19 protein-coding genes and 1 pseudogene are annotated in these 22,093 nt (G+C 74.3%); 12 read left to right on the forward strand and 8 right to left on the reverse strand.

Going from position 1 to position 22,093, the window contains the following annotated elements:
- Window positions 1–51: 51 nt before the first annotated feature.
- Together KSE_RS04315 and KSE_RS44215 are read left to right on the forward strand one after the other, a co-directional pair.
- Complete coding sequence (locus KSE_RS04315) at window positions 52–882, forward strand: phosphotransferase (protein WP_014134050.1); 831 nt, start codon at window positions 52–54, stop codon at window positions 880–882.
- Window positions 883–992: 110 nt separating this feature from the next.
- Window positions 993–1,478: a hypothetical protein gene (locus KSE_RS44215; RefSeq protein WP_014134051.1), complete on the forward strand. Its 486-nt coding sequence runs from the start codon at window positions 993–995 to the stop codon at window positions 1,476–1,478.
- An 18-nt stretch (window positions 1,479–1,496) separates the two neighbouring features.
- On the opposite strand, the pseudogene KSE_RS44220 reads toward KSE_RS44215, so the two are convergent.
- The 6 genes and pseudogenes from KSE_RS44220 to KSE_RS04345 form a co-directional block, all read right to left on the reverse strand.
- Window positions 1,497–1,943: pseudogene (locus KSE_RS44220) on the reverse strand (GNAT family N-acetyltransferase); the annotation flags it as partial.
- Window positions 1,944–2,317: 374 nt separating this feature from the next.
- The gene (locus KSE_RS45605) at window positions 2,318–7,045 is read right to left on the reverse strand and encodes a P-loop NTPase (protein ID WP_014134052.1); all 4,728 of its coding nucleotides are present in this window, start codon (window positions 7,043–7,045) and stop codon (window positions 2,318–2,320) included.
- 4 nt (window positions 7,046–7,049) lie between these two features.
- Window positions 7,050–7,382: a trypco2 family protein gene (locus KSE_RS04330; RefSeq protein WP_014134053.1), complete on the reverse strand. Its 333-nt coding sequence runs from the start codon at window positions 7,380–7,382 to the stop codon at window positions 7,050–7,052.
- Window positions 7,383–7,557: 175 nt separating this feature from the next.
- Window positions 7,558–8,139 (reverse strand): AAA family ATPase, encoded by a 582-nt coding sequence (locus KSE_RS04335; RefSeq protein WP_014134054.1) that lies wholly within the window; start codon window positions 8,137–8,139, stop codon window positions 7,558–7,560.
- A 215-nt stretch (window positions 8,140–8,354) separates the two neighbouring features.
- Window positions 8,355–8,906: an EF-hand domain-containing protein gene (locus KSE_RS04340; protein ID WP_014134055.1), complete on the reverse strand. Its 552-nt coding sequence runs from the start codon at window positions 8,904–8,906 to the stop codon at window positions 8,355–8,357.
- 69 nt (window positions 8,907–8,975) lie between these two features.
- Window positions 8,976–11,273: a molybdopterin-dependent oxidoreductase gene (locus KSE_RS04345; RefSeq protein ID WP_033258677.1), complete on the reverse strand. Its 2,298-nt coding sequence runs from the start codon at window positions 11,271–11,273 to the stop codon at window positions 8,976–8,978.
- Window positions 11,274–11,500: 227 nt separating this feature from the next.
- Here KSE_RS04345 and KSE_RS40870 point away from each other — a divergent pair, with 227 nt between their 5' ends.
- Entirely contained in the window at window positions 11,501–12,055 is a 555-nt protein-coding gene (locus tag KSE_RS40870) for a hypothetical protein (RefSeq protein ID WP_148283057.1), read from the forward strand.
- A gap of 73 nt (window positions 12,056–12,128) precedes the next feature.
- On the opposite strand, the gene KSE_RS45610 is transcribed toward KSE_RS40870, so the two are convergent.
- Together KSE_RS45610 and KSE_RS04355 are read right to left on the reverse strand one after the other, a co-directional pair.
- On the reverse strand, window positions 12,129–12,257 hold the full coding sequence (locus KSE_RS45610) for a hypothetical protein (protein WP_255518920.1): 129 nt from the start codon (window positions 12,255–12,257) through the stop codon (window positions 12,129–12,131).
- Between the two features lie 78 nt (window positions 12,258–12,335).
- Window positions 12,336–13,331 carry a bifunctional lysylphosphatidylglycerol flippase/synthetase MprF gene (locus KSE_RS04355; protein WP_014134059.1) on the reverse strand — a complete coding sequence of 332 codons (996 nt, stop codon included), beginning with the start codon at window positions 13,329–13,331 and terminating at the stop codon, window positions 12,336–12,338.
- A 157-nt stretch (window positions 13,332–13,488) separates the two neighbouring features.
- Between KSE_RS04355 and KSE_RS04360 the strand changes: the two genes are divergently transcribed.
- From KSE_RS04360 to KSE_RS04400, 9 genes are read left to right on the forward strand one after another with little or no spacing between them, the layout of a single operon-like run.
- Entirely contained in the window at window positions 13,489–14,625 is a 1,137-nt protein-coding gene (locus KSE_RS04360) for an acyl-CoA dehydrogenase family protein (protein WP_014134060.1), read from the forward strand.
- A 38-nt stretch (window positions 14,626–14,663) separates the two neighbouring features.
- Window positions 14,664–15,152, forward strand: a complete 489-nt coding sequence (locus KSE_RS40875; protein ID WP_014134061.1) for a hypothetical protein — start codon at window positions 14,664–14,666, stop codon at window positions 15,150–15,152.
- Window positions 15,149–15,712, forward strand: a complete 564-nt coding sequence (locus KSE_RS04370; RefSeq protein ID WP_014134062.1) for a flavin reductase family protein — start codon at window positions 15,149–15,151, stop codon at window positions 15,710–15,712. The genes KSE_RS40875 and KSE_RS04370 overlap by 4 nt, the downstream gene beginning before the upstream one ends.
- A 10-nt stretch (window positions 15,713–15,722) precedes the next feature.
- Window positions 15,723–16,703: a ferritin family protein gene (locus KSE_RS04375; protein WP_014134063.1), complete on the forward strand. Its 981-nt coding sequence runs from the start codon at window positions 15,723–15,725 to the stop codon at window positions 16,701–16,703.
- A 46-nt stretch (window positions 16,704–16,749) separates the two neighbouring features.
- Complete coding sequence (locus KSE_RS04380) at window positions 16,750–18,378, forward strand: pyridoxal-dependent decarboxylase (RefSeq protein WP_014134064.1); 1,629 nt, start codon at window positions 16,750–16,752, stop codon at window positions 18,376–18,378.
- Window positions 18,375–19,334: an LLM class flavin-dependent oxidoreductase gene (locus KSE_RS04385; RefSeq protein WP_014134065.1), complete on the forward strand. Its 960-nt coding sequence runs from the start codon at window positions 18,375–18,377 to the stop codon at window positions 19,332–19,334. Before KSE_RS04380 ends, KSE_RS04385 begins: the two co-directional genes overlap by 4 nt.
- A 35-nt stretch (window positions 19,335–19,369) precedes the next feature.
- On the forward strand, window positions 19,370–19,795 hold the full coding sequence (locus KSE_RS04390; RefSeq protein ID WP_014134066.1) for a carboxymuconolactone decarboxylase family protein: 426 nt from the start codon (window positions 19,370–19,372) through the stop codon (window positions 19,793–19,795).
- A gap of 28 nt (window positions 19,796–19,823) precedes the next feature.
- Window positions 19,824–21,041, forward strand: a complete 1,218-nt coding sequence (locus tag KSE_RS04395; RefSeq protein WP_014134067.1) for a pyridoxal phosphate-dependent aminotransferase — start codon at window positions 19,824–19,826, stop codon at window positions 21,039–21,041.
- A gap of 34 nt (window positions 21,042–21,075) precedes the next feature.
- Window positions 21,076–22,077: a serine/threonine dehydratase gene (locus KSE_RS04400; RefSeq protein ID WP_014134068.1), complete on the forward strand. Its 1,002-nt coding sequence runs from the start codon at window positions 21,076–21,078 to the stop codon at window positions 22,075–22,077.
- The last annotated feature ends 16 nt before the right edge of the window (window positions 22,078–22,093 follow it).

The following is a 22,093-nucleotide window of genomic DNA, read 5'->3' on the forward strand; positions in this document are numbered from 1 at the left end:
CGCCCGCCCGGGCCGCCCTTCGACCCCGAACTCCCGTGGGAGGATCGCGGGATGGACGAGGAGCCGTTGGCGGGCGGGCTGGCGAACGCGGGCGCGGTGGTGCGGCGCGGCGGCGTGGTGGAACGGCCCGCGCCGCCGCACGCCGCCGCGCTGCACGACTTCCTGGCGGGGCTGCGGGCGGGCGGCTTCCCGGGGGCGCCGGTCGCGGCGGGAGCGGTCGAGGGCGGCCGGGAGCGGCTGGAGTTCCTGCCGGGGGCCGTCGCGGTACCGCCGTACCCGGCGTGGGCGCTGGGCGGGGACGCACTGGTGTCGGTGGCGCGGCTGCTGCGGCGCTGGCACGAGGCGAGCGCCCGCACGCCGTTCGACCGGAAGGCTTCCTGGCCCGGCGAGTTCGCCGATCCGGAGGGCGGGCCGCTGCTCTGCCACAACGACGTCTGCCTGGAGAACGTGGTCTTCCGAACAGGGCCGACCGGCGGCGTGGGAGCGACCGGCGGCGCCGGTGAGGCGGTCGCGCTGATCGACTTCGACTTCGCCGCCCCGGGCCGGCCGCTCTGGGACGTGGCGCTGACCGTCCGCTACTGGACGCCGGTGCTCGACCCGGCGACGGCCGCCGAGACCGCCCGCGCGCACCTCGAAGTACCGGCCCGGCTGGCCCTGTTCGCCGACGCGTACGGCCTCTCCCCCGCCGACCGGCTGGCCCTGCCGACCGTCCTGGAGCAGGCCACCGCCGTCTGCCGGAACTTCGTCGCCCGCCGGGTCGCGGCCGGTGACGCCGTGTTCACCGCCTACTTCGACGGCTACGGCGGCTGGTCCCGCTGGGACCGGCTGCAGTCCTGGCTAGCGGAGCAACGGCCGCTGCTGGAACGGGCGTTGCGGGCCTGAGCGCGAGGGGCGGCGGCGGGACTGCCCACGGGAGCGGCTTCGGGGCGCTGCCGTCGGCGGCGGGCCGTAGGGTGGGCGCCGATCCGCTGCCCCGTCCCGAAGGTGCCCCCGTGAGCTTCCACCAGCAGTTCCGTGCCGTCCCACCGACCGAACTCGTCGTCGAGCCGGAGTGGTTGGCCGCGTTCACGACGGCGGCGTGGCGCCGGTTCGAGGAGGAGTGCGCGGCCGGGATCGCGACCGCCATCGAGAAGGACTTCGCCGCGCACGCGCTGCTCTACACCGGCGGGGTCGAGGTGCCGGACGATCCGGCGGACGTCCGGACGCTGCCGGTGTTCGGCGGCGAGGCGGTGTTCCGGGCGGACGGGCAGCCGCCGTTCCTGGTGCTGGCGCCCGACGCGGTGGCGCGGGCGGCGGCCTACCTGGCCGGGGTCGACTTCGACGCGCTGTGGGCGGTCGCGGGCGGGGAGATCCGGGTCCTGGGTGGGAGCGCGGCGGAGGAGAAGGCCCACCGGCTGTACGGACACCGGGACTTGGCGGAGTTCTACGGCCGGTCGGCGGCGGCCGGGCACGCCGTGGTGAAGGCGTTCCGGTTCTGACCGGTCGACCCGGCGGCGGGGGGCGCGGCCGTAGCGGCGGTAGCCGAGGCGTTCGTAGAGGGCGCGGGCGCGGGGGTTGGTGTCCTCGACGGCGAGGTGGGCGCGGGTCAGGCCGCGAGCGGCGATGCGCTGTTCGGCGGCCCGGACCAGCAGGGTGCCGAGGCCGCAGGACCGCAGGGCGGGGTGGACACCGAGCTGCCACAGGGTGCCGGCGCCGGGGGTGGTGGTGTAGTCGACGCCGCCGACCGCGACGGGGAGGCCGACCGGCGTGCACACCGCCAGGTAGTCGACCTCGCCCGCCTCGGCGCGGCGGAGCTGGTGGGCGAGGTCGCGCACGTGCTCGGGCGAGCCGGTCCAGCCGCAGACGGGCAGGTCGGCGTCGGTGAGGTCACGGACCGTCAGGTGCAGGGTGATCTCCGCCATCGCCGGGTTCCCTCCGTGGCCGGGCAGTCGTCCCGGCGCCATCACAGCAGGCGAACCCCCGTGCCGTCGAAGGGATTTCAGTTGGCCCGGGCCGGACCCGCCGGGCGCCGCTCCACTCGTCACCGCGATGGTGCGGGTAGCCGCCGCCGTTGAACGCGGGGCAGCGTCGACTCGGCCCGGGCGGCTGCCGGTCCACGGTGAGGCTCGGCCCGCTGGTCGATGTCGGGGACCGCGCACCGCAGCCGAAGGGGTGGCGCCAGTCGCACGCGCCGTCCGCGCGCACCGTGGCCGAGAGCCCCGACAGCCCGCCGGTCCGGCGGGTCCACCGGGTCTTTCGGCCGCTGCCGCGCGTCCTCCGACACCTTCGTCAGCTGGTCGAGGTCGCGCCCCGCCTGGTGACCGGCGTCGCGGACGCCCTAGGCCGAGCGGGCGTCCAGCGCGTCCCGCAGTCGCAGGCACCGGGCCAGGCCGGGCTGGACCAGTGCGGGCTGGTCCTCGGCGACGCTCCGCAGCCGGTCGATGGCCTCGCGCAGGCCGGCGCGCGCCGTGTCGAGGTCGGTGCCGGTCAGCAGGCGCACCTCGCCGTAGAGGTAGAGGGCGTCCACGATCAGGAGTCCGGTCGGGGCCTCGCTGTCGCGTAGCAGGGTGACGGCCCGCGTGGTGGTCTCCGCCGCCTGCTCGCCCTGGCCGTCGTGGGCCAGGCAGAGGCCCAGTACGGCCATGGCCGCGGCCAGCGCGGCCTGGCCGCGGCCCGGGTTGGCCTGGCCGCGGCCCGGGTTGGCCTGGTGCATCCGGTGCTGGAGGTCGACGGCCTCGGTGGCGTCGTCCAGCGCTCCGGGGAGCGGCGGCCGCCGGCGTGCCCGGACGCGGGCCCGGGTCGTCAGGGCGTTGGCCACGATGCCTTCGAAGGCTTCCGCGCCGCTGCCGTTGATCTGCCGGGCCGCCCGGACCGCGCGGTCCAGAACTTCGGCGGCGGACGGTTCGTCCAGGTCGTCGAGCAGCGCGCCGTGCGTGGTGAGCGTCATCGCGATCCCGGCGTGGCGGTTGGGGTCGCCGTCCGGTGTCCGTTCGAAGGCGGCGCGGATCTCCTCCAGCACGTCCAGTGCCTCGGTCTGTCGGCCGGCTGCCCAGAGCACCGGGACCTGGGTCGTCAGGGCCAGGGCCGGTGCGGGCATCTGCGCGTTCCACTCGCTGCGGGACAGCGCTCGCCACAGTTCGACGGACTCGGTGATGTGGGCCGCGGCCTCGCTCGCGCGGTCCAGTCGGCTCAGCACGCCGGCGAGGTCGGCGAGGGCCCGGGCGAGGGCGACGCGCCGTTCGGGGGTCGGCTCGGCCTCCCAGCGTTCGCGATGGATCGCCAGCACCTCGGCCGCGATCTCGGCGCCTTCCAGCAGCCGTCCGCTGCCGACGAGTTGGTACTGGAAGTGGGTGAGGTTGGCGAGCAGCTCCGGCTGGTGGTGGTCGGGGTCGACCAGCGCCAGTTCACGCTGTGCCGCGATCACCACGCGCAGCGCCGCCAGTGCCTCCTCCGGCCGGCCGGCCAGGCCCAGCAGCGCGCTGAGCGTGGCGAGGATGCCCGCGGACTCGGGGTGGGCCGCCGTGGGTGTCGCGGCCGTGACCGCCTCGGCGGCCAGGTCGGCCGCCTCTTCCCGCCGTCCGGTCTTGTCCAGGCAGATCGCGTGGGTGGTGAGCAACCGGGCCAGCAGCGGGTTGTGGGCGTCGGGGTCCTCGGCGGCCAGTTCCCGGGCGATCCGTACGCCCTCCGCGCAGGCGGGGAGTCCCTCGGCGGGGCGGCCGGCCAGCCGGTGGGCGTCGGCGATGTTGTTCAGGCTGCGTGCGAGGTTCGGCCGGGCGGGGCCGGCCAGGTGGCCGGGGAGGGCGCGGTAGATGCCGACCGCCTGCTCCAGCTTGGCGAGTGACTCCGCCGGCCGGTCGGCGGCACCCAGGCACAGTGCCAGGGTGCAGAGCGCCATCGCGTGGTCGGTGGCGTGGGCGTCGGGCAGTTCGCGGTGCAGCTCGGCGTAGAGGGCGACGGCGCGTTCGGCCGCGCGCACCGCCTCCGCCGCCCGGCCGACCGTGTACAGCTCGTTGGCGTACGAGTTGAGCGTCATCGCGAACATGTCGCGGTGGGGCAATGGTTGACGCTCCGTCACTTCTTCGTAGATCTGCACGGCTTCGCTCACCGCGGCCAGCGCCTCGGTGCTCCGGCCGACCCGTCGCAGGGCGATGGAGTACGAGTTGAGCACCTGGGCCAGTCCGTCCCGGTAGGCGGCCGGCCGGCCCTCGGCGAGGCGGCGGCGGACGGCCACGGACTCCTCGACGGCCCGCATCGCCTCCTGGTCGCGGCCGGCGTCGGCGAGGCAGTTGGAGAGCGTGCCCAGCGCGATGGCCAGCAACGGCTGGTGGGCGTCCGGCCGTTGGCGGGCCAGCGGGCGCAGCAGGGTGGTCGCCTGTCGGCTCCGGTCCAGGGCTTCGGCGTTGCGTCCCGCCTCGTTGTGGTGCAACGCCAGGTTGTGCAGTGCGCGGACCAGCGAGATCGCGAGCGCCTCACCGCCGGTGGCGGCGACCAGGCGTTCCAGTCGTGCCACCGCCTCCTCCCGGAGCGGCAGCGCGAGTTGCGGCTGGCCGAGGTCGCCGTGCACGCTGGCGAGGGTGCCGACCGTGATGGGCAGGTACTCCGGCTTCTCCAGGGCGCCGCGCTCCGCGAGTTCCCGGTTGAGGGCGACGGCCTGCGCGGCCGGGGCGAGTGCTTCGGCCGGCCGGCCCAGGCTGAGCAGGAAGAGCGCCTGGTTGTTGAGGCACCCGCTCAGCTTGTTCCGGTGGGCCGTCCCGAGTTCGGTCGCGAACCCGTGCTCGGCCAGCGCGGGTTGGAGCAGCGCGATGGCTTCCTCGACCACCGCCAGGGCGCGGCCCCACTCCCCGGTGTCGGCGTACCCCTTGCCCAGCGCCCGCAGGTCGGTGACCAGCGCCAGCAGGTCGGGCCCGTTGCCGACCAAGGCGGCCCGGCGGTGCGCGACCAGGCGCTCCATCAGCCGTACGGCCCAGGGCCCGAGGTGGTAGGAGTGGTCGGGCAGGACGTCCAGCCACGCCTCCAGTCGCCCGATGTCCGTCCCCGGGGCGTCGAGCAGTGCCTCCAGCGCGGCGAGCAGCGGTTCGGGCCGCTCGACCTGGGGCACCACGGCGAGGGCGGGCAGGGCCAGTTCGTCGGGCCGGTCGGCGCAGAGCCGGGTGAGTACCGGGCCCAGCTCGGCCCGCAGCGGCTGGTGGCCGGCCGCGCGGCTGAGCACGGTGAGCATCCGCTCGGCTGACGGGCCGTCGGCTCCGGCGGCCAGCGCGGGCAGCAGGTGGCGACGGGTGAGCACGCGGCCGCCCGCGAAGCGTTCGGCCAGCCGGTCGGGTTGCAGTCCGCCCCAGTGCGCGAGACCGGTGCGGTCGGGTGGGTAGGCGGCGGCGAGCCAGTCGCCGAACTTCCAGCGGTTCCCTTCGTCGGCCAGTCCGCGCACCCGGCGCAGGGCTCCGTCGACCCGCTCGGGGGTGTCCGCGCCGAGCAGCACCACGGCCGCCAGGGCGTCCCGGAACAGCTCGGCGTCGGGCGCCTGGTCGGTCGGGATGCCGCGGGCCGCCAGCAGGCCGTTCCAGTAGCGTGCTTCGTGGCCCAGCAGGCGTTGCTCGACGTCGTCGGGGCGCCCGGGGTCGCCGATCAGGCCGGACCGGCCGGCGGGCTTCGGCGGGTCGGTCGGCCCGCCGGCGTCCAACAGGTCGGCCAGCGCGGTCATGTGCAGGGTCAGCAGGTTGGCGAAGCCGGGGTCGGCGAGGTCGCGCTCGGGTAGGGCGGCCGCCAGTGCGGTCCACGGGGTGCGGCCTTCCGCGGCCGGGAGCCGGGCCGCGAAGGCGAGCGCCGCCGCGCGGTACAGCGCCGGGCGTCCGTCGGGGTCCTCGCCCAGCGGCGGCAGCGGGATCGCCGCGGCGCGCCCGAGCACGGCGGCGGTGGCCGGGCTGAGTTCGCGCGCGTGGTCCCACCAGTCGCCGTCGGTGCGCGCGATCAGCACCACCTTGAACGACAGTTCGCGCGGCCGGGTGACCGCCAGCAACCGGCCGACCTGCTGGAGCCGGTTCTCCGCGTAGTCGAGCACCACCAGCATCCGGCGGGTGGTCCGCTGGAGCGGGGTGAGCCGCTCGGCGGTCAGCTCCTCGTCGGAGCGCAGCCAGACCGCGGTCCAGCGGCCGTGGTCGGCGCCGTCGGACGGGGTGACCAGCTGCCGGGCCAGCTCCCGCACCAGCCGCGTCTTGCCCTGGCCGCCGGGGCCGTGCAGCAGCAGGGCTTCGACCCCGTCCTGCCGGCACCAGTTGACCAGGTCGGACAGCAGGTCCCGCCGGCCGTGGAACCCGACCGTCTCCCGTTCGGGCCGCAGCAGCGCGCTGGGTGAGCGGTCGGCGCCCGCCAGGCCGAGCGACTCGGGGCCGGCCAGCGGGGCGAACTCGACGGCCTCCAAGTGGAGCGCGTCCGCGCCGTGCTCCGCCAGCGCCGCGCGGAAGGAGGCGTCGCGGAGCAGCAGGTAGGCGGGCACGGCTTCGAGCCGGCCGTGCTCGGAGTGGGCCACCTCGGCGGCCACCACCCCGACCACGAAGCCGTCGCAGAGGAGGGCGGCCCCGGAGAGTCCGCCCCAGGGCACGACCTCCCCCGTCCAGTGCGGCAGCGGGGTGCCGAGGTCGACGACGTAGCGGTTGGACAGCGCCAGACTGGCGGGGTTGACGGTGCCGCTCTCCTGCCACACGTCGGTGTAGGCCTTGCGGGCGGGCCCGTCGGCCGTGGCGCGGTACTGGGCGAGTTCGGGCGAGCCCTGGACCTGGCACGCACGGTCCGTCAGGTCGGTGACGAACTCCCCCCAGCGCGCGCCCGGCGTACCCGCCGCCCGCCAGCGCGGGTCCGCCACCCGCAGCAGCGCGGCGTCATCGCGTCCGCCGCCGGTGCCCCGCCAGACCACAGCGGCGGTCGTCGGCTGCCGGTCGCCGGGCCGGTGGACCGGCACGGCTTCGGCGCCTTCGACCACATGGGCCGAGGTCAGCACCAGCGCGGGGCCGATCAGGTAGCCGGATCCCTTGCCGTGCGGTCCGTCGACCAGGACCACCCGCGTCTCGGCCACCGGTTCAGTTCTCCACGTAGCCGTCGAGGTCGCCGGGGCCCGCCGGGGCGTCGGGGTCGCCGTGGATCAACAGGGCCGGGCGGCCGTCGCGCAGTCTCGGCGTCAGGGTGAAGGTGACCCGGTGCGTGGCGCCGCGCGAGACGCCGGCCTCGGCGTCGGCGGAGACCGCCCAGACCCGGAACTTGCCGCCGACCTTGGCGTCGGCACGCAGTTCGACCTCGAACTCCATCTCCAGCGGGCCGACTTCGAAGACCAGGTCGGAAGCGGCCCCCCTGCTCTGGGCCTTCAGCAGTTCGTCCCGCACGGCTGCCACCGCGTCAGCGAGTTCGATGTCCATGTCGCCGTCCCCTCCCCTGGCTCCTGGCGTCGCCGGACACGATAACGGCTGACGGATCACGGCGCGGGCGATCACCGCGGAACGTTCCCGAGCCGCTCGTCGCCACCGCCAAGGGGTCGGCCGAGCGACTTCGGCGAGGTTCTCCCCGGCGGAACGACCCCGGCCCGGCGGGGTGTCAGCCGGGGGCCAGTCGGGCCAGGGTGTCGGCGACCAGGTCGGCCCGGGCGGGGACGGGTCCGGGCGGGACGTCGAGCAGCCGGAAGCCGTAGTGGCGGTAGGAGTCCTGGTGGACGCGCTCGAACGCGAGCGAGGCCGGGTAGTCGATCCGGCGGGCGGCGCTCGGGGTGCAGAAGCCGATCGGGCGGACCAGGAACACCTCGCGCCGGTACACCCGCTCGTCGACGATCCGTTCCAGTTCGGCGGCCAGCGCGGGCGGGACGGGACGCCCCAGGTACACCGCCAGCGCGTGCGTGCACACCGGCGAGCGGTCGTGCAGCAGGACGGCCCCGGCGGCCGTCGCGCCCTGTCGTGCGTTCTGCCGTTCCCACTGCCGTTCCCGCTGCCGTTCCCGCTGCAGGGCGAGCACCCGCAGCGGGAAGTCCGGGTCGGTCCACGGTTCGGCCTCGCCGGCCGCCTGGGCCCGGGCGATCACGTCGGTGGCGGCCTCCGGGACGGTCCGGTGGCCGCGGGCGGCCAACTCCCGTAGCAGGGTGGTCTTTCCGGCGCCCGGGGCGCCGGTGAGGATGAAGCGGTGCATGGCGGTCGACTCCGGTTCGGCGCGCGGGACGGGCGGTCGCGGTGCGGTACGGAGGCGGGGAGCGGGGCGCCGACACGGCGCGGAAGGCGGCGGGGCCCGGCGGGGAGGGCTGCACCCGCGGACGCCTGGCGTACGGCGTACGCCACCGGGGGTCCGCCCGGCGGCCCGAACCGGGGGCCCGCCCCGGTTCGCGTCGCCGGGCCGGCGCGCCGCCGTCAGACGTCGATCCGGCCGAACAGGTGGTTGGCGGCGGCGTCCGGGTCGTCGCCGTAGAAGAACTCCAGGATCGCCTGGTGGAACTCGCCCCGGTCCAGTCCGCCGGAGCCGTCCAGGTCCAGCGCGGCGAAGACCTCGGCGCTGTCCCCGCCGGGGACCGCGGCGACCGCGTCGAACATCAGCCGGAACTCGGACAGGTCGATCTTCCCGTCGCCGTTGAGGTCGACCAGGTCGAAGAAGCAGTCGGCGACCGGCCCGATCTGCCGCGCGTACTGGGCGGCGTCGCCGAGCGCGCGCTTGAAGCCGTCGGTCATCTCGCGGAGGTCGACCCGCCCGTCGCCGTCCTGGTCCATCGGGGCGATGACGTTCGTCCAGAAGCCGTCCATCTGCCCGGCGAGCAGCCGGGCGCCCTCGGAGTCGGGCGGCAGGCCGCGGGCGGTGATGTAGCGCTCGCTCATCAGCAGGACGTCCCGCCGGGTGATGAATCCGTCGCCGTCGATGTCGGCACCCTTGAACCACCGGCCGTACTTGCGGTCTTGCAGTCCAGTCATGGTGACGCACGGTATCGAGCCGCCCGGCCGCGGGCAATCGAACGGGCGGGCGGCGGCCGGACGCCCCGATCAGCGTTCGATTTCCGGCGGGGCAAAGGCCCGCACATCGGGCAGGGGTTCGCCATGGGGTTCGACCTCGACCAGCGCGCTGAGCGCGCTCGGCCCCTGCGAGAGGCGCGAGCACGGCCGGTCGGCGGTGAGGACGTTCGGGTTGCCGTGACGGTCGAGCGTGCCGCTCAGGCCTGGCTGGTCCGGGTCCCACCAGGCGCCGGTGGAGAGCCGGACGACGCCCGGCATCACCTCGTCCGAGAGGATCGCGCCCGCCAGGCAGCCGCCCCGGTCGTTGAAGACCCGGACGACCGCGCCGTCCGCGATGCCGCGCGCGGCCGCGTCCAGCGGGTTGATCGTCACCGGTTCGCGGCCGCGGATCTTCGAGTCGAGGCTGTGGCCGCCGTTGTCGTACTGGCTGTGCAGGCGGGAGGCCGGCTGGTTGGAGACCAGGTGCAGCGGGAAGCGGCCGGCCCGCTCGCCGCCGAGCCACTCGGCCGGCTCGTACCAGGTCGGGTGCCCGGCGCAGTCGTCGTAGCCGAAGGAGTCGATCTCGGCCGAGAAGACCTCGATCCGGCCGGACGGCGTCGGCAGCGGGTGGGCCGCCGGGTCGGCCCGGAGCTCGGCGAAGCCGCCGGGGAACGGCCCGGTCAGCGGCGGGAGCGGGGCGCCGCCGCGCCGCCGGAACTCGTCGTAGTCCGGCAGCGCGGCGGCCTCGCCGAGCGCGCTCCTGGTCTGCTCGTAGAGGTGCCTGACCCACTCGGACTCGGTCCGCGACTCGGTGAACTCCGTTCCGTAGCCGAGCCGTTCGGCCAGTTCGGCGAAGATCCGGTGGTCGGTGCGCGACTCGCCGGCCGGTTCGCGGACCTTCGGCATCGCGGTGAGGTGCGGGTCGGAGAAGCCGGCCGCGAAGTCCTCGCGCTCCAGGCCGGTGGCGACCGGGAGGACGATGTCCGCGAACTTGGCCGAGGTGTTCCACCACGCCTCGTGCACCACCACCGTGTCGGGCGCCTGCCAGGCCCGGGCCAGCCGGTGCAGGTCCTGGTGGTGGTGGAACGGGTTGCCGCCGCACCAGTAGACCAGGCGCAGCTCGGGCAGGGTGAGGCGGCGGCCGTCGTAGTCGATGGTCCGGCCCGGGTGCAGCAGGGTGTCGGCGATCCGGGCGACCGGGATGAAGTCCGGCACCGGGTTGGGGACGGCGGGCACCGAGGCCACCGGGGGGCGGCCGGGGGCGACGCCGGTCGCGTCCATCGTCGCGTAGCCCGCGCCCCAGCCGCCGCCGGGGCGTCCCATCGAGCCCGCCATCGCTGCCAGCACCACGGACATCCAGATCGGCTGTTCGCCGTGGTCGGCCCGCTGGACCGCGTAGTTGACCATGACCACCGAGCGCCGCTCGGTGAGGCGGCGGGCCAGGCCGGTGAGCGCCGCCCGGTCGAGGCCGGTGATCCGGGCGGCCCAGGCGGCGTCCTTGGGGACGCCGTCGGCCCCGCCGAGCAGGTAGTCGGCGAAGCGGTCGAAGCCGGTGCAGCAGCGGCGCAGGAAGTCCTCGTCGTGCCAGCCGTTGACCAGCATGGTGTGCGCGATGCCGAGCATCGCGGCGGTGTCGGTGTTCGGGACGACGGGCAGCCACTCGGCGTCGAGGAAGTCGGCGGTGTCGCTGCGGATCGGGCTGACGTTGACGAACCGCACCCCGGCGTCGCGGCAGCGGCGCTGCAGGTCGCGGGTCCGGTGCCGGGCCAGGCCGCCCGGGTTGATCTGGCTGTTCTTCAGGGCCAGGCCGCCGAACGCCACCACGAGTTCGGCGTGCTCGGCGATCTCGTCCCACATCGGCATCCGGGACTGGTAGCTCCACGGGTGCCCGCCGATCACGTGCGGCAGGACCACCTCCAGCGCCGCGGTGCTGTACGTGTTGCGCGAGTCGGTGTAGCCGCCGCCGAGCGCCAGGAAGCGCTGCAACTGCCCCTGCGCGCTGTGGAAGGCGCCCGCGCTCGCCCAGCCGTAGGAGCCGCCGAACACCGCGGCGTCCCCGTACCGCTCCCGGACCCGGCGCAGTTCGCCGCCGACCAGCCCGAGCGCCTCGTCCCACCCGACCTCGACGAAGGCGTCCGCGCCGCGCGCCCGGTCGCCGGTCCGCGGCAGGCCGTCCAGCCAGCCCTTGCGCACGGCGGGGCGCAGCACCCGGGCGGCGTCGTCGGCGGCCGTCACCATGCCGGGGCCGATCGGCGAGGGCGCCGGGTCGTCCGGCGCCGGCTCGATCCTGACCAGCCGGCCGGAGTCGACCACCGCGACGAAACTGCCCCAGTGCGTGGCCACCGGCATCCGTCGTTCCACCGTGCACCAACTCCGTCCCCGCCGCGTCCGTCGTCGCCCGCCGGGCCGCTCGGCACGGGGGCGGCTGCCGGGGACGAGCCTGCCCGCGCCGCCGGGCCCGCATGCGGGGCGCCGGGGGCGCCGTCCCGCTTCGGGGTGGCTTTCGGCGACTTCCCGGACCGGGCGGCGGCGCGGTCGCTACGATGCGACGGGCGTGCGGTCGCCCGCCGAGGCGGGTGCAGCGGCCCCCGGCGACCGGAAACCGCCCGCCGGGCCTGCCCAACGGCCTAGCATGGCAGGGTCGTTGGGGACCGGCCGGACGGACGGCCCGCCCCGAAGCACGCATCGAGCCGGAGGCCGCCCTGTCGGAGATCGGGAACCAGCAGCCGTCGGCGCCCGGCGCCGACGCGGTGCTGCTCGCCACGGGCGCGCGCCCCGCCACCGGACCGTTCGCCCAGCGGGTCGCCCGCCTGGTCGGACTCTGGGAGGCCGACGGGAGGTCCGACCGCTGGCTGGCCGGCGGCACGGCGTTCTTCCTGCTGAACTGCTGGTCGATGACCCCGGGTCGGCCGGCCACCCCCGCCCTCCGGGACTACCTCGCAGCGTGCCGAACCGCCGCCGGCGGCGGCCCCGGCTGGGACGCCCTGCTCCGCCATCGCATCAACTGCCCGGGCTGCGGCGTCAGTTGGAGCCTGGAGAACATCCGGGCGTGCACCGGCTGCTCGTCCTACACCTGCGACGACTGCCAGGAGGCGGACCACCGGGGGGAGTTCTGCGAGGTCGTGGGCTGACCGCCGCGGGCCGGTCGGACGGGCTCCGCCCGGCCCGCGGCGGTCAGCCGACCGGTTCCCGGCCCGAAAGGGCTCAGTCGCCGGGGGGAGCCGTCAGCAGCCGGTCGAGTTCGGCGAGGGCCCGGTCGGTCTCGGCGCCGAGGGCGCTGTCGTCCGGGTTGCCGCAGAGCATGATGAACAGGTCGACCGTACGGGCTCGCACGGCTTCCAGTTCCGAGCTTTCAGGTGCGGGTTTCACGGCCGTTTCCTTCCTCTCTCGCAGTTTTCGGTCCGCATCGGATCACACCCCGTTGGCGGCCCGCCAGACGAACACGAACGCCTCTATGCTCGGCTTCCCGGAGAAGGCCACGTATTCCGTGGTGATGACGCTCTGGTCCCATTTCTGTTTGTAGGCCAGCTGCGTCGCCGCCGGGTACACCACGCCTCCCCGGCTCCACAGGTGCCGCATGAGCCAGGAGAATCCGGGGCTGTGGTTGTCGATCTCCCGCTCGTCGGCGAGGGAGGTGAACGGGGTGAATCCGAAGTGCAGCCAGCGCGTGCCCTCCTCCCGGAAGGTCTCCAGCGCGGCCTTGTTGACCGCCTCCATGACTCCGGTCTGGCCGTCCGGCAGCCGCCGGCTGAGGTCGTGCATCCAGCCGGGGCGGGAGCCGTAGACCGGGGAGTACGAGACGTAGCCCACCAGTTCGGAGCCGACGACGGCGACGAAGAGTCGGCGGTGGCGCTGCATCGGTCCGCCGGTCTGGCCGACCAGGTACTCCAGCGGCTTGGCGCCCTCGCCCTTGAGCGGCAGCCAGCGGCGGTCCACGTCGGCGACGGCCCCGGCCCATTCGTCGTAGGGCGCCTCCAGGACGGTCAGGCCGCCGCGGTGGGCGCGGGAGATCTTGTTGCGCAGTTGCATGTGCCGGGATCCGGCGAGGGTGAAACCCTCCAGGTCCACCGCGTAGGAGGCGCCGACCTGGTTGAGGGTGTAGCCGTGCCGGGCGTGGATCAGGGCGTCGCGGTGCTGTAGTTGGATGCCGACCACCGTGCGCCGCTGCCGCCGGGCGAACTCGGCGAAACCGTCGACCAGATCGGCGTACGAGGAGGCCGGGGCGAAGGGCCCCCCGAACTGCACCAGGTAGCGGCCGGCCGGCCGGTAGACGATCACGCCGTCCCGCCCGGGGAGGGCGAAGTAGGAGTTCCCCTCGTTGACCGCGAGGAACGAACTCGGATTGTCGGACTCGGCGTGAATGCTGATCATTTCGAGGACGTAGTCCAGGGACGGGTGTTCGCGCATGCCGCCATCATCTTCCGGCGGAACACGGCGTTCAATTCCCCGTCCGCGTTTTTCTCGGGATTGTCAGCGGGGCATCAGCATCAGCGATCGGTAGGTCGACCGTCACATTGCCGTGCCATGCTCTCGTCCGAGCCGAGAGAATACGGAGGACGCATCCATGCGATCGCTCGACATCGCCCGTGATTCCTGTGAGCGGCTGCACCCCGGAATGATCAAGTCGTTCCTGGAGGTCCCCCTCATGGAGCGCGAGGCCAAGGGGAGTTCCGTGGTCGAGGTCTTCCGCAGGCACGGCGGGCCGGGGCTGCTGGTGCCGGCCGCCTACGGGGGGCTCGGAGCGAGCGCCCTCGACGCGGTCCGGGTGACCCGGGCGATCGGCGCCCACTCCCCGTCGCTGGCCGCGGCCTCCGCGATGCACAACTTCACCGCCGCGCTGCTGTTCGCGCTCGCCGAGCGCGTGGTGCCGCCGGGGCCGGAGCAGGCGCGGATCCTGGCGCGGATCGCGCCGGAGGGCATGCTGCTCGCCTCCGGCTGGGCCGAGGGCCGGACCCAGCAGGACATCCTCGACCCGGTGATGACGGCCGAACCGACCGAGCGGGGCTTCCTCGTCAACGGCTCCAAGAAGCCCTGCTCGCTGGCCCGTTCCATGGACCTGCTGACCGCGAGCACCATCCTGCCCGACGATGACGGCGGAACGTCGCTGGTGCTGCTGCTCATCCCCGCGGACTCCCCGGGCATCTCGGTGCACCCGTTCTGGGACAGCCCGGTCCTCGCCGCGGCGCAGAGCGACGAAGTGCGGCTGGAGAACGTCCACGTACCGGAGCGGCTGGTCGTCCGGGGAACCGCCGACGACCCCGACCGGCTCGACGACATCCAGAGCGGCACCTTCGTCTGGTTCGAACTCCTGGTGACCTGCGCCTACGTCGGTGCCGCCTCGGCCCTGACCGAGATGGTGCTGCAGCGCGGGCGGGGCAGCACGACCGACCGCGCGGCGCTGGCGGTCCTGACCGAGTCGGCCGTGCTCCTCACGGAGGGCACCGCGCGCGCGGTGGACGCCGGGCTGGCCGGCGAGGACGCCGTGGCGGCGGCCCTGACCACCCGGTTCGCCGTGCAGCGGGCACTGGCCGGGATAGCCGACCAGGCCGCGGAGCTGCTCGGCGGGATCGCGTTCATCCGCGAGCCCGAGATCGCCTACCTCTGCTCGGCCCTCCAGCCGCTCGCCTTCCACCCGCCGGGGCGCACCAGTTCCTCCCGGCACCTGATCGACTACTACAACGGCGGAGCGCTGCGGATCTGACCGTCCGGCTCCGAGCCACCCGCAGGGAGTGCCCACCCATGGACCAAGCCAACGCCTTCGAGTCACCGACCACCATGCGCCTGCACCGCGCCGAGTACCTCGCGGCCTTCGCCGTCTCCGTCGGGCTGTTCGTCGCCCACGCCGACCGGGTCCGCTGGCTGCCCGCGGTCCTGCTCTTCGTCTACATCGACGTGATCGGCTACCTCCCCGGGGCCGTCGCCTACCGCCGGACGCCCGGCGGCCGGATCTCCAAGAACTACTACCGGGCCTACAACCTGATGCACAGCGCGCTGACCCAGGGACTGGTCGCCGGCGTGTGGATCTGGGCCTGGGGAGCGGAATGGGCCCTGCTCGCCATCCCCATCCACCTGTGCGCGGACCGCGGGATCTTCGGGAACTTCCTCAAGCCCCTGGCCCTGCCCTTCGAGCCCGTGCCCGACCAGCGGTTCGCCGAGTTGACCGCGCGGCTCTTCCCCCGCGGGACGCGCGGGGGGAATCCGGCCCGGACTCCGGAGAGCGCGACGTGACGCGGCCGTCGGGACAGGCTCCGGCGGCCACCCCGCACGCCGTCTCCCGCCGGCTCACCACCGGCGTGTCGGTCCTGACCTCGGCCCACGGCGGCTCGGTGCACGCGGCCACGGCGAGCACGGTCGCCGTCCTCTCCCAGCAGCCGCTGACCTTGGCCGTCTCGCTGCGCCGGAACTCGGTGCTCGCCGAACTCGCCACCCTGTCGGGGTACTTCGTCGTCAACGTGCTCACCTCCCGGCAGGCGGTGCTCGCCGACTGGTTCGCCTTCCCGCGCCGGCCGCGGGGACGCGCGCAGTTCGGCCCGGTGGACTGGCGCACCGACACCGCCACCGGCATCCCGGTGCTGACGGACCACCTGGCGCTGCTCACCTGCCGGATCGTCGGCCGGACGGCGGTGGGTGCCGACGACGACCTGATCATCGCCGAGGTGACCGCGGCGGAAGCAGGCCGGGGCAACCCCCTGGTCAACTACGACGGCCGCCTGCTCGACCCCGAGTTCAACGCCGTCGTCCGCCGGCCCGGATGGCGCCCCCGCGCCCACGAACCCGTCCTCGACTAGGAGGAGCACGATGTCCGCACCGATCCCCGCGGAAACCGGATGGGACTCCGCCCCCGGTCTCCTGGAGGGGGCGATGACCCTCGACCTCACCCCGGAGCAGTGCGACCTCGGGTACTGGCTGCGCGGCGTCGCCCAGGGCACCCTGGCCGGACGCGCCGAGACCGGTCACACCGACGCCGAGCCGACGCCGGAGCACATGCGGGCCGACGGACCGCTGCGCGACGCCCAGGTCCTGGAGCTGTCCTGCCGCTCGGTGGCGGAGGCGCAGGCCACCCGGGTCCTCGCCCACTACGTGGCGCAGGCTCCGGACATCGTCGAGCTGGAGTTCTTCACCACCCAGCTGGTCGACGAGGCGCGGCACTCCATGGTGTTCCGCCGGCACCTGCTCGCCATGGGCGTGCCCGCGGACCGGCTGCACGCGAGCATCGCCGAGGTCTCCGCCGAGTACCGGCGCGAGGTCCTCGAACCGATCCTCGACTTCGCCCTGACCACGGTCAGGGACGAAGGGGACTTCGTCGGGGGCGTCGCCGTCTTCACCATCATCATCGAAGGCGTGCTGGCGCCGGCCGCCGAGCTGAGCGAGCGCAAGTGGAACCTGCTCGACCCGGCCGCGGGGGCCATCGCCCGCGGTGCCGCGATCGACGAGGTCCGCCACCTGACGGTCGGCAGCTCCGTGGTGCGCCGGCACCTGCTGCGGCGGCCGGAGCGCAAGGCGGCGCTGCTCGACATCGTCCGCCGGGGGCGGGAGATCTGGGACGGCATCCCCGACCGCAAGCACGTCCTGCGCCGCGAGGAGCTGTTCCAGGCCGGGATGCGGGAGCACGCCGACCTGCTGGCCGGCTACGAGGTGTGGCCCGGCCAGCCCCTGCTGTCGACCACCCCCGAGCAGCGCTACGCCATGGCGGAGCAGTGGACCGACCGGATGGCGGCGGCCCGCCTGGTCCACATGGGCCTGCCCGAGGCGATCGACCTGCTGCGCCTGACCGACTGAGCCGACGGGCACGACAGAGCCGGACCACCGGCAGGAAGGAACACCGATGGCCGCCCTTCCCACGGGCATACCGTTCGGACCGGACGACGCTGCCTGGAGCACGGGCCTCGACCGGCTGCGCACCGCCGGCGCCACCCGGGTGTCCGCACCCAGCGCGGATCCGCGCGAGACCTACCCCCAGCTGCCGGAACTACCGCCGGGAAGGTTCCAGTTGCCCGCGCGCGGCCTGGACGCGACCGAGTACGCCCAGGCCGAGGACCTCTTCCGCCGCTACGTCGAGGACCACTCCTCCCGCAGCCTCGGCTACCAGCTGCACTGGTCCGAGGACTTCGCCCGCAGGCTCGCGCCCTACCTCGGGCTCCAGCTGAACAACATCGGGGACCCGTACCAGCACGGCGCGTTCATGCCGAACTCGAAGGTGCTGGAACGGGCGGTCCTCGACTACTTCGCCTCGCTGTGGAACGCCAAGTGGCCGCACCGGGCCGGGGACCCGGAGTCCTACTGGGGCTACGTCCTGACCATGGGAGCCAGCGAGGGCAACATCCAGGCCCTGTGGAACGCCCGCGAGTGCCTGTCCGGCAAACCGCTGGCCGGGCAGCCGCGCCTCCCGGCGGACACCGCCCACGAGAACCCGAACGCGCGGCACCCGGTGGTGTTCTTCAGCCGGGAGACGCACTACTCGCTCACCAAGGCGGTCAACCTCCTGGGGCTCGACACCTTCCACGCGCTGGGCAGCAGCCGCTATCCGGACGCCAACCCCCTGGGCCCCGGCACCGAGTGGCCCACCGAGGTCCCGTGCGTCGGGGGCGTCGACGGGCCCGGCGCCATCGACGTGGAGAAGCTGTCCCTGCTGGTGCGCTTCTTCGTCCGCCGGGGACACCCGGTGTTCGTCAACCTCAACTACGGCTCCACCTTCAAGGGCGCCTTCGACGACGTGCCCGAAGCCGCCCGGGCGGTGCACGAGATCTGCGCCGAGTACGGCATGGCCGAACGGACCTTCCCCTCCGACCGGGAAGGGACCGGCGCCAGGCCCCGGCCCGGCTACTGGATCCACGTGGACGCCGCGCTGGGGGCCGCCTACGTTCCTTACCTGCGGATGGCCCGAGCGGCCGGCCTGGTCGAGTCGGCACCGCCCCCCTTCGACTTCCGGCTGCCGCAGGTCCACTCCCTCACGGTGAGCGCCCACAAGTGGATGGGCGCCCCCTGGCCCTGCGGCGTCTTCATGACCCGCAACGGGCTGCGGATGCCCCCGCCGCGTTCCTCCGAGTACATCGGCGGCACCGACACGACGCTGTCGGGATCGCGCAACGGCTTCTCCGCCCTGCTGATGTGGGACTACCTCGCCCACCACTCCTACGACGACCTGGCCCGGCAGGCCGCCGAGTGCGACCGCCTCGCCCGGCTGGCCCACGAGCGGCTGTTGAAGCTGCAGAGCGGCCTCGGCGTCGACCTCCTCGTCTCGCGCAGCCCGTGGTCCCTGGCCGTGCGCTTCCGCCGCCCGGACGAGGCGATCCTGCGCCGCTACTCGCTGGCGTACGAGACGCTCCTGGTGGACGGTGTGGAGCGCCCCTACGCCCACCTGTACGTGGTGCCGCACGTGACCGAGGGCCTGATCGACGCGCTGCTGCGGGACCTCGGGCAGCCGGGGGCGTTCGCCGGGGGAGCGGCGGCATGAGCGCTCCCCGCCGGCCCCTGCGGTTCGGCGTGCTGCTGCCGACCAGGGAACAGGCCGTCACCGGGCGGTACGACGCGGGGGCGCTGCTGGCCTTCGCCCGGCGGGCCGAGGAGCTGGGATTCGATTCGCTGTGGGCGGGCGACTCCCTGACCGCCCGCCCCCGTTTCGACCCCTTGGTCACCCTGTCGGCGGCGGGTGCCGTGACCCGGCGCGTCACGCTGGGCACGGCCGCCATGATTCCCGTCCTGCGCCACCCGCTGATCGGGGCCAACATGGTCGCCGCGCTGGACCACGTCTGCGGGGGGCGGCTGACGCTGGGGCTGGGGGCGGGCTTCCCCCTTCCGGAGACCGAGGCGGAGTTCTCCGCCGCCGGGGTCGAGTACGCCGCGCGCGGCCGACTGCTGCGGGAGACGGTGTCCCGCTGGCGCGAGGCGTGGGCGGCCTCCGGTGCCGAGGCCGGACCCCACCTCCTGCCGCCGCCCCTGCGCGCGGGGGGCCCGCCGTTGTGGCTGGCCGGCAGCGACACGCCGCGGGTGCTGCGCCGAGTGGCCGCCACCTACGACGGCTGGCTCCCCTTCCTCCCCTCCGCCGACGCCTACCGGCGGGCCTGGCGGCGCGTCGGGGAGCACCTGGACCTGGCGGGCCGGCCGCGCGGCGAGGTGGTGCCGGCCCTGTACGCCACCGTCACCCTCGCGGCGGACCGCGCGCGGGCCGCGCGGGAGATGGACGGCTACCTGGGTCGCTACTACCGGCGCTCCCTGGCGGAGATGTCCGCCTTCCAGCTGTGCGTACCGGGCGGGGTCGAGGAGTGCGCGAAGGAGCTCGCCGAGTTCGCCCTCGCCGGTACCGAGCACTTCGTCCTGCGCGTCGGCTCCATGGACTTCGCCCCGCACCTCGAACGGATCGCCACCGAGCTGCTGCCGGCGGTCCGCGCCCTCGTCGATCCGACCGGATGAACACCCGAACCTCCCCCCGACCCGAGAGGAACACCATGACCACCTACCGGAACGCGGAAGAACGGCACACCAGCGGCCTGGCCAAACTCGAGGAGGTGGCGGGAACCGAGCTCAAGGAGCGGTTCCTGGAGAACCTCCGGAACGTGTCCCCCGAGTTCAGGGACTACGTCTCCGACTTCATCTACGGCGAGATCTACAGCCGCGAGGGCGAACTGGACCTGTTGGAGAAGGAGCAGGTCACCCTGGTCACGCTCGCCGCCCAGGGCGGTCTGGACTACGAGCTCCGCCTGCACCTGCGGGCCGCCCTCCAGTTGGGGATATCGCCCGCCCGGATCGCCGACCTGTTCATCCAGATGAGCCCGTACGCCGGCTTCCCCCGGGGCCTGAGCGCGATCCTCTGCCTCAAGGACGCCCTGTCCGACGTCACCACCGCCGAGTTCGTCCGGGAACACCGCCGGTAGCGGTGCCCGAACCGTCCGAGGAGGACAGATGGTGTTCATCCGGTCGAGCCGCTTCGCGGAGGTCAGGTACGAGATCCGCGGGCCGCTGAGCGAGGAGGCGCGGGTGTTGGAGGAGGCCGGCAGGACCGTGCTCCGGCTGAACACGGGGGACCCGGCGGCCTTCGGCTTCCGTCCGCCGCCCGCCTTCCTCGCCGAGGTGCTCCTCAGGGCCCGCCACAGCAACGGCTACAGCGACGCCCGCGGACTCCTGGAGTCCCGGCAGGCGGTGGCCGAGTGGTACCGCGCCCAGGGGGTGGCGGACGTGGGCGCCGGGGACGTGGTCCTGGGCAACGGGACCTCCGAACTGATCGCCATGGCCCTCCAGGCGCTCCTGGAGCCGGGGGACGAGGTCCTGGTCCCCTCCCCCGACTACCCCGCCTGGACGGCGAACACCTCCTTCGCCTCCGGGCGCCCGGTGCACTACCGGTGCGACGAGTCGGCCGGCTGGCTGCCCGATCTCGACGACCTGGCCGCCCGGGTGACCTCCCGCACCCGGGCGGTGGTCCTCATCAACCCCAACAACCCCACCGGTGCGGTCTACCCGGGGGAGACCGTCGAGGGCGTGCTGGAGATCGCCCGCCGGCACGGCCTGATGGTGCTGTCCGACGAGGTCTACGACCGGATCCTGTACGACGGGGCGGTGCACCAGCGCCCGGCCGCGCTGGGCCCCGACGTGGTCTGCCTCACCTTCGGCAGCCTGTCCAAGTCGTACCGGGTCGCCGGCTTCCGCGCCGGGTGGGTGGTCCTGTCGGGTCATCGGAGCAGCGCCCGGGACTACTTCGAGGGGCTGCTGGCCCTGGCGTCCCTGCGGGTGTGCGCCAACACCCTGGGCCAGTGCGCGGTGGAGGTCGCCCTCGCCGACCCGGAGTCCCGGGGGACCCTCAACCTGGCCCTTCCCGGGGCCCGGCTGCACCAGCAGCGCGAACAGGCGTGGAAACGGCTGACCGCCATCCCCGGGGTCAGCTGCGTCAAGCCGATGGGGGCCGTGTACGCCTTCGCCCGGCTGGACCCGGAGGTCTACAAGATCCACGACGACGGGCGGCTGGCCCTGGACCTGCTGCGGAGCAAGCGGGTCCAGATCGTGCAGGGCACCGGTTTCAACTGGCCCGCGCCCGACCACTTCCGGATGCTCACGCTCCCCCGTGTCGAGGTCATCGACACCGCCGTCAACCGCATCGAGCGGTTCCTCGCCGACTACGTCCAATGACCGGCGACCGCCTTCCCGACCCTGGAGCGCACCCGTGAACGACCCCGCCTTTCCGGCCTACGACGACGTCGAGGCCGCCGCCAGGCGCATCGCCGGCGTCGTGCGCCGCGTCCCGGTCGTCGCGGGGGACGCCGACGCCTTCGGCGGCTCCGAGGTGTACCTGGTGCCCGAGTTCATCCAGAACTCCGGCTCCTTCAAGGACCGCGGCGCGGCCAACTTCATCGCCGCGCACCTGGAGTCGGGCACGGTGCCCGAGGCCGGCGTGGTGATCGCCTCCGGCGGGAACGCGGGCCTGGCGTGCGCCTGGGCCGCCCGGCTGCACGCGGTCCGGGCCACGGTCTTCGTGCCCGAGACCGCGCCGCGGGTCAAGGTCGCCAAGCTCCTCGCGTACGGCGCGGAGGTGCGCCGGGTCGGCACCGAGTACGCCCACGCGGCGGCCGCGGCGGCCGCGTTCGCGGACGCCACCGGCGCGCTCCCCTCGCACGCCTACGACGATCCCCACATCGCCGCCGGCGCCGGCACGCTCCTGCTGGAGATCCTCGACCAGGTCCCCGGGCTCGACAGCGTCGTCGTGGCCGCCGGAGGGGGCGGCCTGTTCACCGGGACCGCCATCACCGCCACCACCCACGGCGTCCGGGTCGTCGCCGTCGAGCCCCGTACCTGCCGGTGCCTGAACGCCGCCATCGAGGCCGACGCGGTGGTCGACGTGGCGGTCGACTCCGTGGCCGCCGACGCGCTGGGCGCGCGTCGCGCCAGCGAGATGGCGCTGCACTGGGCGCGCGCGTCCGGCGCCGACTCGCTCCTGGTGCCCGACGAGACGATCGTCGCGGCCCGTCGGACCCTGTGGCAGCGCTACCACTTCGGCGTCGAGCACGGGGGAGCCACGGCCTTCGCCGCCCTGCTCTCCGGTCGCTACGCCCCGGAACCCGGCGAGCGGGTGGCGGTCGTCCTGTGCGGGGCGAACACCGATCCGACGGACCTCGCCACCGACCCGCCCGACCCCGCGGGCCCCGCTCCCGCCCCGGCGCCCGCGTGAAGCGCGCCGGCGCCGA

Origin of the sequence: Kitasatospora setae KM-6054, from assembly GCF_000269985.1 — a bacterium.
GTDB lineage: Bacteria > Actinomycetota > Actinomycetes > Streptomycetales > Streptomycetaceae > Kitasatospora > Kitasatospora setae.